The sequence below is a fragment of the Cobetia sp. 14N.309.X.WAT.E.A4 genome (assembly GCF_030397495.1).
GTDB classification, from domain to species: domain Bacteria; phylum Pseudomonadota; class Gammaproteobacteria; order Pseudomonadales; family Halomonadaceae; genus Cobetia; species Cobetia marina.
In genome coordinates, this window is record NZ_JAPNXT010000004.1 from 57,353 (window position 1) to 67,656 (window position 10,304).

Genomic DNA, 10,304 nt, shown 5'->3' on the forward strand with positions numbered 1-10,304 from the left:
AGCACGATGGACCGAGTCGTGATGACAGACGGGGCACCCCAGGGTGCCCCGTCTTGCGTACGGTCGCCGATGCCCGGTAAGGACACCACTACTTCTCGGCGCGTGCCTTGTCGGCCCGGCGCTTGCGAGCAAGCTTGGGGTCGTTGATCAAGGCACGGTAGACCTCGACCCGGTCACCGGCATCCAGCACGTGCTCATCGGGCTTGCGCAGCGCCTTGCCGAAGATCCCGAGATCCGCCTCGAGAAAGACCTCGGCGCCCAGTGTCGGGAAATGTTGCTCGAGATGTGCCATGCGCACGGCCTCGCGCGCCGTGGTTCCCGGCGCGACGGCCAGTGAGACGATCTTCTGCTTCTCCGGCAGCGCATAGGCCACCTCGACCGTGATTCTGTCGCTCATGCTTGCTCCTGTCGGACTCACCTTTCAGACCACGTCATCAGGCCTTCTCTACGGCCTTGCCTGTGGCGGACATCAATTCGCGCCGTACAGCTGGTCAGCACGACGCGTGAACGCCTCGACCATCTGACCGGCGACCTGACTGAACAACTTGCCGAAGGCCATGCCCAGCAGGCGATTGCTGAATTCGAAATCCAGCTCCAGCGAGACCTTGCAGGCATCCTCGCTCAGCGGCGTGAACAGCCAGCGTCCCTCGAGACGCTTGAAAGGGCCGTCGACCAGACTCAACTCTATGCGCTGGGGGGCGAACAGATCATTGCGGGTCACGAAGCTCTGCTCCATGCCCGCCTTGGACAGAGTCAGCCTGCCCACCAGATGGGCGTCATCCTGCTCAAGCAACTGGGCATCACTGCAGCCCGGCAGGAATTCGGGGTAACGCTCGAAATCATTGACCAGATCGAACATCGCCTGGGCCGAGTGCCGAACCAGGGCAGACCGGTTGACCGTAGGCATCTAGCTCTCCGCTGACTTGGATACGCGCCTTGCGTATCATGAACAATGGGCCGGCGCATGAAGTGCCGTCTGGCCTTGAATGGTAACACGCCTCCCCCCATCCAGAAGGATGCGCCAGCTGTCCGTCGGGCAGTGGCAGGAGCACACGACAAACGAGGCAACATGGGCAAGAAAAAGAAACCCCAACAGGGCGGCAACCTGATCGCCCAGAACAAGAAGGCACGCCACGAATACCACATCGAGGAAGCCTTCGAGGCGGGGCTGGTACTGGCAGGCTGGGAGGTCAAGGCGCTGCGGGCGGGCAAGGGCCAGCTGACGGACACCTACATCGTGATCAAGAACGGTGAGGCCTGGCTGCTCGGCTGTCATATCCATCCGCTGGAGACGGTCAACACCCACGCGGTGGCGGACCCGCAACGCACGCGCAAGCTGTTGCTGCACAAGAAGCAGATCGCGCGCATCTTCTCGCGCACCCAGGACAAGGGTCACACCTGCGTCCCCATCAAGCTGTACTGGAAGAACGCGATCGTGAAATGCGAGATCGCGCTGGTGGAAGGCAAGAAGATGCATGACAAGCGTGCCACCGAGAAGGACCGTGACTGGAATCGCCAGAAGGCACGAATCCTGCGGGATCGCTGAGACTGTCAGCGCCATGATCACGCGCCGCGCCTGCGCCGTTGCGATGTGGGAGACAAGGGCTTTGAATCACGGCAAATCACTGTCAGACCAGAAAAAATTCCTGAGGCCTTGAACTGGCGTAGCACAGTCTCCACCTGTTATGATGACACCGTAGCAAAGCAGCAAGCAGTAACACTGTTATGGGGGCGTTCTGGCATTCGACGCTGGTGGCAAACCCTGAGGTGCATGCCGAGATCGTAACGTATCTCGTAAATAAAACGTTGCAAATATATAGTCGCAAACGACGACAACTACGCTCTAGCTGCATAAGCTGCTCATGATACCGTTGCGCCTGTTCAAGGTGGATTGAGAACGAGCCCGTATAAACAGGATCGTCTTGGCCGACGTCTCTAAGGTCGAGATTAAAACTCAGAGAATCGCATTGCTGTAGCCTGTTCATTGGCGGCAGTCGTGTTAAATCAAATAATGAAACTAAGCATGTAGAGCCGAAGGCGGAGTGCCGGCGGACACGGGTTCGACTCCCGTCGCCTCCACCATATCCGTGACAAGAAGGCCTCCCCTCGGGGAGGCCTTCTTGTTTTCTGCTGTCTGATATTCCACGCGCCGAGTCGTGCCAGGCGCTCTCAGGTAGCACTGCCACTCAGGCGCTCGTTCGTGCGCCGCACGCCGATCAACAGCGGGGTACCGGTCTCGGGGTCAGGAATCAGCCGGCATTCGACACCGTAGAGCTTGCGCACCAGCGCCGGTGTCACCACTTCGGAGGGCGGACCTTCCGCGACCACGCTGCCCGCATGCATCGCCACGAGGTGGTCGGCATAGCGACAGGCACTGGCCAGGTCATGCACCACCATCACGATGGTCTTGCCTTCCTCGTGGGCCAGCCGCTGGATCAGTTCGAAGACCTCGATCTGATGGCCGAGATCCAGCGCCGAGGTCGGCTCATCCAGCAACAGCAGCGGCGTCTGCTGCGCCAGCGCCATCGCGATCCAGGCACGCTGACGCTGGCCACCGGACATGGAGGCCAGCTCACGGTCGGCCAGACTCTCGATGTCAGCGGCCGCGATCGCCGCCGAGACCACCTCCTGATCCTCCTGCGACCACTGACGGAAGGCTCCCTGATGCGGCTGGCGACCGAAGCGCACCAGCTCATGCACCGTCACGCCTTCCGGCGAGTGCGTCTCCTGGGGCAGCAACGCGATGCGCTGCGCGACATCACGGCGCCCGAGACGCCGTATGTCCTGGCCCTCCAGCAATACCGCGCCGGCATGCGGTGCCTGCAGGCGAGCCAGACCGGCCAGCAGCGTGGACTTGCCACAGCCGTTGGGCCCGACGATAGCCGTCACCTTGCCATCCGGCAGCGCCAGCGTCAGCGCATCGATCACGGCCACATGCCGCTGTCCGCTGCCATACCCCAGCGACAGCTCACTGGCCTTGAGAGTGGCGGCCACGGTGTCCCCGCAGCGTGGATGATGTTCAGCGCTCATGGCGCATTCTCCTGAAACGATGACCCTCGTGACCCGGTTGGTCCGCGAGGGCTGCGGGCGACTCTCATGTCGGTGATGCAGACATGGCAGCCACACGGTGAATGGGGGCATCGGCCGGACAGGACAGCCTGACTAGCGCGGGCTGCGCAGCAGGATCCACAGCAGATAGGGGCTGCCGACCACCGCCATCACGATACCGACCGGAATCTCGAGAGGTGACAGCAACGTGCGTCCCGCGAGGTCCGCCAGCACCATCACCAGCGCCCCAGCCAATGCCGAACCCAGCAAGGGCACTCCCTTGTGGCGCGACAGGTAGCGGGCGATCTCGGGACCGACCAACGCCACCATGCCCACCGGGCCGGCCACGGCCACCGCGGCGGCCGTCAGCAGTACCGAGAGCCACAGCGTCGCCATGCGCACACGGGCGACATGCTGACCAAGTCCGATGGCGACAGAATCGGTAAAGCGCAGCGTATTGAGCCCTCGCCCCAGCCACAACGCCGCCGGCACCGCCAGCAGCAAGGCAATGCCCAACCATTCGAGCGAGGAGGCATCCCGTGCGTTGAGGCTCCCCACCGTCCACGGATAGGCGCTGTTGGCGACATCGATGGACACCCGTGCCAGCATCAACTGGGTACCGGCACCGAACAGCGCCCCGACGCCGATCCCCGCGACCAGGAAGCGATAGCCGCGCGTGCCGATGCCACCGGAAAGCCCGAAGGCCAGCGCCGTGGCGACCACGGCGCCGCTCAGTGCCATCGCCGGTGGCGCCAGCGAGGCGCCGAGTCCGACGACGGAGGCAACCGCAAAGGCGGTCGCGCCATTGTCGATGCCGATGATGCCCGGCGTGGCGAGACGGTTGCTGGCCAGTGTCTGCATCAGACAGCCAGCCAACGAGAAGGCGGCGCCCGTTCCGAGGCCGGCCAGCAGTCTCGGCAGCCGCAGCTCCTGGACCACGAAGACATCGGCGAATTCACCATGGCCGAACGCGGCCTTCAGGGCGGCGTAGGGGCCCAGGCCCGCGCTGCCCAGCATCAAGGCGGCCACGCAGGCACTCAGCAGTGCCAGCAGCAGACCGAGGTTGGCCAGCAATGGCGCCCGATGCCACAGCAACGACAGGGGACCGCAGCGCCACCAGAACGTATCGGCCGGTGCCGTGGCGACAGGGCATGATGCCTGGCGCCGAGGCACCCCGGCATCAGAAGAGGCCGATGAAGAAGGAGCGGAGCGATACATGGGCGTTTCCGGGTTATCTGTCATGAAGAACGGCGCATTGAAGCCTGACTCACAGAATCGGCAGGCGACGAGCGCGCACCACGGCAATCAGTACCGGCGCGCCCAGCAGCGTGGTCAGCACGCCCAGCGGCAACTCGGAAGGACGAACGAGCAGACGCGAGACCACGTCGGCGCTCACCAGCATCACCACGCCCAGCGGCAGGCACAACCACAAGGTGCGGCGGATATCCGCGCCACACAGCGCACGCGCGACATAAGGCACGGCCAGTCCCACGAAGGCGATCGGCCCCGCGAGGGCCGTGGCGGCCCCGACCAGCAACGCGACCACCAGTACCGTCAGCTTGCGCACGCGCCCCGGGTGATGGCCAAGTCCACTGGCCACCGCCTCTCCCAGCGCCAATGCCGCCAGCGGCCTGACCAGCCACAGCGTCAACGCGAGGGCGAGCATGAGGCTCGGCAGGCTGCCACCCAGCGCCTCCAGCGAACGCCCTGCCAGACTGCCGATGACCCAGAAACGGATCTCGTCTGCCGCGCGCTGGTCGATCAGCAATACCAGCGACGTGAGAGCCACCAGCAGGCTGGAAAGCGCTGCACCGGCCAGTACCAAGCGCACGGGGTCCTGGCGTGCACCACTCAGCCGCACCGTGCTCATCACGAACAGGCAGCCCAGCAAGGCGCCAGCCTGAGCCACCAGCACATGCAGGCCTGCGGCCTCCATCCCCAGCAACAGGGCGATGGCGACGGCAAAGGCCGCGCCTGCGCTGACACCCAGCAGCCCCGGCTCCGCCAGGGGATTGCGTGCGACCACCTGCATCAATGCGCCGCCGCAGGCCAGCATCATGCCCACGGCGATGCCGATCACGGTACGCGGTGCACGCAGCTCGGTGACCACGAAGCGGGCCTCCTCGCTGCCCTGCCCCATCAATACCGCCCACGCCTGGGCAGGGCCGATATCTCCCGCGCCCCACAACAGACTGGCCAGGCAGGCCAGTACCGCCGCCAGACACGCCACTGGCATGACCTGCCCCAACGACAGACGCCCGGCGACCTTGCGGGTCGCCGGGCGAAGAGCTGTCTGTGGGGAGCCAGGCCGTGAGGACGCTCCTTCAGCCGCCATGCTGCCTCCCGACCTGACGGCATGACGCCTGATGAGTCGAGACGGGCCAGTCCCGCTTACCCATCACTGCGCGCCTGCTCGATGTCCTTGAGCAGCGCCTCGGCCGCCAGCGGGCCACTGGCACTGGTCCACAACTGACCATTGACGCCGACCAGACTGTCACGCGATGCGTGCTCGAGACGCTGGAAGGCCGGCTCCTTCGCCAGGGCGTCAGCGGCAGCCTCAGAGGAATCATCCAGGGTCGCCAGGAAGAGTGTGTCGGCATCGATGCGCGCCATGTTCTCATCGCTCAGCGGGTCGGAGTGCGGACGCCCCGGTTTGACCAGATCCCCGCCCACCAGCTGATAGCCGGTCGCGGCGAGCAAGCCGGTCGCGAACAGCTCATCGGACATCGCCATCAGGCCACCCGGCATGCGACGCACCAGGCTGGCAGTCTGCGGTGTAGTCATCTCGGCCTTCAGGCGCGCCGCGTGAGCGTCGATGGCGGCCAGACGCGCCTCGAGCTCCGCTTCGGCCTCTTCCCCGAGTGCCAGGGCATAGACTCGGCTCTGCTGCTTCCAGGCCTCCCGGCTGAGCGCCTCCCCGCCTGGCACGATGGTCGGCGCCAGACGCGACATCAGCTGATATTGCGCCTTGTCCAGCCCCGGGGGAGCCAGAATCATGTCCGGCTTGAGCGCCACGATGGCCTCGAGATTGAACTCTCGCGGTGTACCGACGATCTCGATCTCCGGCACCCGAGACTGGAGATAGCTGGCCACGCCATCACCGCCGCGCGTGGTGACCGCGCCCAGCGGCGTCACCTCGCTGGCGACCGCCACATCCAATGCCCCTTCATAGAGCGTGACCACGCGCTGCGGAGTGCCCTCGAGCTCCAGTTCACCATAGGCGGTCTGGACCTCACGAGCCTCGGCAGACACCGTGGCTCCCATCAACACGACCGCCAGTGACGCCATCAGCCCACGACGCAGGCGGGACAGGGCAGGAACAGCAAACACATGGGAAGAGTGGGTCATTCGTTTCTCCAGGGAGCGAATATCAGGGCGGCGAGATCGGATGGTAATAATAATTGATCGCAACAATACCGCCTGTCCAGCCATCGGGCCACATCAGTTCCTGCAACGCGACATTGCAACAATCCGGTGAGCAAGGCTTGAAGGATGCGCAGCGCTGCCGCAGGCTGTGGCGCTGAAGAATCTCTCGCATACCGTCATCGGGGGTTGGGTTACCTGCAATCGCCCCGATAACACTGGAGAGTGCGTGCGCGGGATGCGCACATCACGCTCCCACATCCAATCGACAGCGCCTGACGTATGACGTGGCCATGTCGATGTCCAAAAGGCACAGACGCTCAGCTATCCGGGTGCCTCCGAGTCACCTCAGGGAGCCCGCATGACTCGACTCCATCTCCATCCGACATTCACCAGACAGGAGAAGCCATCAGTGGCGACCCCGATCCCCCCCCACTCCCCTCCCGCGCAAACCGCAACGTCATCGATCGCCTCGCGCCTGAGTGCCGGCTGGTTACAGGGCCTGATGGCACTGGCGATCATGCTGTGCCTCAGCGTCAGTGGCCTGGCGCATGCCGCCCCCGCCAGCGATGCTGACGCCGCCAGCTCGTCCTATGAGAGTCTGGCGACGTTGCTTGAGGACCCCGACCAGCGCGAGGCACTGATTGAAGGCTTACGCCAGCTGGACAGCAAGACGAGCGAACAGGCAGCCGAGGTGGCGGGGACGGAAGTCACGCTGAGCGAGGACTCACCGTCACTGTCTCGCCAGCTGGCCGAGATCAGCCAGGAGCTTGTCGCAGAGCTTTCCGCCACTCTGGACCGCATGATCCAGACGCTCAGCGGCCTCGGCAGTGAAGATGCCAGCAGCATCGACTGGGAGCGCTTCATGACCGAAGCCATCAGTCTGGGGCTGGTGGTCATCTCCACCATCGGGCTGTTCCTGATCCTGCGCCGGCTGGCCCATCCGCTCTTCAGTCGCGTCAGCCAATGGTCGCTGGATGGTCAGCACCGCAGCCCGCTGCTGCGCACCCTGATGGCAGTGATCATCGCGGCGATCGTCGACGTGGCCGTGATCGGTCTGGCGTTCCTGGGGGGCTATCTGCTGGCCATCTTCGCCTATGGCGAACAGGGCGTGATAGGACAGCGCGAGTCGATGTTCCTGAATGCCTATCTGGTGATCGAGCTGGTCAAGGCCTTGATGCGCATGCTGTTCTCCTCCGGCTACCAGGGCCTGCGCCTGATGCCGATGCGAGATGAGGTCGCCCGCTACTGGAATCGCTCACTGGCATTGCTCGCCGGCTTCATCGGCTACGGCATCCTCGTCGTGGTACCGATGATCAACAACAATCTGGCACCGGCCGTGGGCAGCTTCGTCAGCCTGCTGATCATGGGTATCGCGCTGATCTGGGCCATCGTGGTCATCAGCCGCAACCGTGTACTGCTGCGTGACCGCCTGCTCGATCAGGCCCGCGAGACCCACAATGCCTTCATCGCCGTCTGCCTGCGCATTCTGGCCCGCACCTGGCACCTGATCGCGCTGGCCTACTTCGCGACCCTGTTCATCATCTCGCAGACGACACCGGAAGAGGCGCTGCCCTTCATGATGGCCGCGACGCTCAAGACGCTGCTCGCCATCGGTGGCGGGGCACTGCTGTCTCGCGTGCTTACGCAGCTGATCGGCAAGCGCATCCAGGTGTCCGACAAGCTGCGTGGTCAGCTGCCGATGCTGGAGACGCGCCTCAACTCCTACATCCCGACCGCACTGCGCATCATGCGCGCCATCATCCTGGTCGTCGTGGTCGGCATGGTGCTGAATGCCTGGAGCATCGTGGCGCTTGGCGACTGGCTGGCAACGGACGCCGGAGCCCTGCTGCTGTCACGCATCTTCCATGTGCTGTTCATCCTCGCCTTCGCGGTCGTGATCTGGGTCGGCATCGCCAGCCTGATCGAGCACAAGCTCAATCCGGATACCGGCAAGGGCAAGCCCTCCTCACGCGTGGAAACCCTGCTGGCACTGTTCCGCAATGCCATCGCCATCGCGATGATCGTCTTCACCGCGATGATCGTGCTGTCGGAGATCGGCATCGACATCGCGCCGCTGCTGGCCGGTGCCGGGGTGCTCGGTCTGGCGATCGGTTTCGGGGCCCAGAAGATGGTGCAGGACATCATCACCGGCGTGTTCATCCAGCTCGAGAATGCCATCAACACCGGTGACGTGGTCACCGCCGGTGGCGTGACCGGGACGGCGGAACGCCTGACCATCCGCTCGGTGGGCATCCGCGATCTGTCCGGCACCTTCCATATCGTGCCGTTCTCCTCGGTGGATACCGTCTCCAACTACATGCGTGACTTCGCCTACCATGTCGGCGAGTACGGCATTTCCTACCGCGAGAACGTCGATCACGCCATCGTGCACCTGCGTGCGGCCTTCGACGAACTCCAGGAAAGCAGTTATGGCGCGGAGATTCTCGAGCCGGTCACCATCGCTGGCGTCTCGTCGCTCGCCGACAGCTCGGTCAACATCCGTGTGATGATCAAGACCAGCCCGGGCAACCAGTGGGCCATCGGCCGCGAGTACAACAAGCTCGTGAAGCAGCACTTCGACGCCGCCGGTATCGAGATACCGTTCCCGCACATGACCATGTACTTCGGTCAGGACAAGGACGGTGGTGCGCCGCCGGCCAACGTTCGCACCATGCACGAACCGTTCGTGATCGATGGCTCCGCCGCCGGTCAGCCGAAGACTCCCGAGCAGCGTGAGGCCGCCGCCAAGGTGGCTCAGCGTCGCGAGGAGACCCCGCTGACCCGCCATGCCACCAAGGACGGCGAAGTCGTGGATGCCGAGGAACAGCGCATCCGTCAGACCACCCAACCGGATGCCGACGGCGACTGATCACGCGCCAGGGGTATCCCGACACGGCTGCCTGCGATGGCCGCCGGACTGAAACGAAAACGCCCCCGAGCCAATGGCTCGGGGGCGTTTTCATGTGCGGGCGTAAATCGATGCCTCACACCTCATGCGCGAGGCTGGCTCAGGAGCCGGTGCCCCACAGGCCAGACAGTGAGCTCAGCAGCGTCGAGCTAACACCTTCGCCACCCATGTAGCTGAGCAGCACCGGCGCGAACTGGGACACCATGCTGCTGTCCATGCCCAGCGCGGAGAAGGCGCTGTCCAGAGACGCACTGTCATCGACATTGCCGACGGTGCTGGCCAATGCCGTGGCATTGTCATTGCCGCTCAGGCTGGCAAGGCTGGACAGGGTCGAGAGAGAGCTGCTGCTGGTCAGGCTGGACAGCTGCGGCACTTCACTGGACAGCTCGGAGGTCGCGCTGGAGCCCAGCTGGGACTGAGCCAGTGCCAGCATGGCAGCGGAGCCACCCAGCGCCTGGGTGGAAGACACGCCCAGCTGGGAGGTCAGGCTGGACATCAGGTCGGCTGCCGGCAGGGACTGGCCCGTCTGGCTGCTCAGCATGCTGCTGGCCAGGCTCATCATGGAGCTGGAGGAGCTGGAGGAACTGGCGGTGTTGCCGGAAGAGCTGTTGCCGGTAGCGGCACAGCCGGCAAGTGACACGGCCAGTACGGAGGCGCCCATCAGGGCCAGGGACTTTTGCAACATGCAGACTCCATTATGTCTTGGGGATAAGCCGAACAAGGCTCAGGAATGGCCTGCCGTGACGGCAGATCATTCATCACGCGGAATCATCGCACGGAGGAAATGCCGACAGCCAGCGCCATGGGTGCCCAGCGCCCCACGGCGGGCATGGATCGCCGGTTGCAGGGTCTGCAACCCCGAGTCTTGCAGGGCCGCCCGAGACCGCTACCGGCTCAGACCCTCACCACCACGGAGGGGGAAAAGCGCCATCTGACAGGCAAAAAGAAGGGTATCCCGTCACGCCATGGCATGAACGCGGAT

9 protein-coding genes and 1 other RNA gene are annotated in these 10,304 nt (G+C 64.3%); 3 read left to right on the forward strand and 7 right to left on the reverse strand.

Annotation, left to right across the window (positions count from 1 at the left end):
- Nucleotides 1-88 precede the first annotated feature (88 nt).
- Together OW493_RS07150 and OW493_RS07155 are read right to left on the reverse strand one after the other, a co-directional pair.
- Nucleotides 89-397: an RnfH family protein gene (locus OW493_RS07150; protein ID WP_077379521.1), complete on the reverse strand. Its 309-nt coding sequence runs from the start codon at nucleotides 395-397 to the stop codon at nucleotides 89-91.
- 72 nt (nucleotides 398-469) lie between these two features.
- Nucleotides 470-907 (reverse strand): type II toxin-antitoxin system RatA family toxin, encoded by a 438-nt coding sequence (locus OW493_RS07155; RefSeq protein ID WP_077379522.1) that lies wholly within the window; start codon nucleotides 905-907, stop codon nucleotides 470-472.
- A gap of 162 nt (nucleotides 908-1,069) precedes the next feature.
- Here OW493_RS07155 and smpB point away from each other — a divergent pair, with 162 nt between their 5' ends.
- Entirely contained in the window at nucleotides 1,070-1,546 is a 477-nt protein-coding gene (gene smpB, locus OW493_RS07160; RefSeq protein WP_077379524.1) for an SsrA-binding protein SmpB, read from the forward strand.
- Between the two features lie 181 nt (nucleotides 1,547-1,727).
- Nucleotides 1,728-2,082: a transfer-messenger RNA gene (gene ssrA / locus OW493_RS07165) on the forward strand.
- Nucleotides 2,083-2,169: 87 nt separating this feature from the next.
- Here the strand turns inward: ssrA and OW493_RS07170 are convergent.
- The 4 genes from OW493_RS07170 to OW493_RS07185 all read right to left on the reverse strand — a co-directional run bounded on the left by OW493_RS07170 (nucleotide 2,170) and on the right by OW493_RS07185 (nucleotide 6,396).
- Entirely contained in the window at nucleotides 2,170-3,030 is an 861-nt protein-coding gene (locus tag OW493_RS07170; RefSeq protein ID WP_289863733.1) for an ABC transporter ATP-binding protein, read from the reverse strand.
- Between the two features lie 132 nt (nucleotides 3,031-3,162).
- Complete coding sequence (locus tag OW493_RS07175; protein WP_289863734.1) at nucleotides 3,163-4,266, reverse strand: iron ABC transporter permease; 1,104 nt, start codon at nucleotides 4,264-4,266, stop codon at nucleotides 3,163-3,165.
- Nucleotides 4,267-4,315: 49 nt separating this feature from the next.
- Complete coding sequence (locus OW493_RS07180; RefSeq protein WP_077379982.1) at nucleotides 4,316-5,284, reverse strand: iron ABC transporter permease; 969 nt, start codon at nucleotides 5,282-5,284, stop codon at nucleotides 4,316-4,318.
- Nucleotides 5,285-5,439: 155 nt separating this feature from the next.
- On the reverse strand, nucleotides 5,440-6,396 hold the full coding sequence (locus OW493_RS07185) for an ABC transporter substrate-binding protein (protein WP_077379531.1): 957 nt from the start codon (nucleotides 6,394-6,396) through the stop codon (nucleotides 5,440-5,442).
- 427 nt (nucleotides 6,397-6,823) lie between these two features.
- Here OW493_RS07185 and ybiO point away from each other — a divergent pair, with 427 nt between their 5' ends.
- Nucleotides 6,824-9,283: a mechanosensitive channel protein gene (gene ybiO, locus OW493_RS07190; RefSeq protein ID WP_167593067.1), complete on the forward strand. Its 2,460-nt coding sequence runs from the start codon at nucleotides 6,824-6,826 to the stop codon at nucleotides 9,281-9,283.
- A gap of 139 nt (nucleotides 9,284-9,422) precedes the next feature.
- Here ybiO and OW493_RS07195 read toward each other — a convergent pair whose 3' ends face one another.
- Complete coding sequence (locus OW493_RS07195) at nucleotides 9,423-10,007, reverse strand: DUF2780 domain-containing protein (RefSeq protein WP_077379535.1); 585 nt, start codon at nucleotides 10,005-10,007, stop codon at nucleotides 9,423-9,425.
- Between the last annotated feature and the right edge of the window lie 297 nt (nucleotides 10,008-10,304).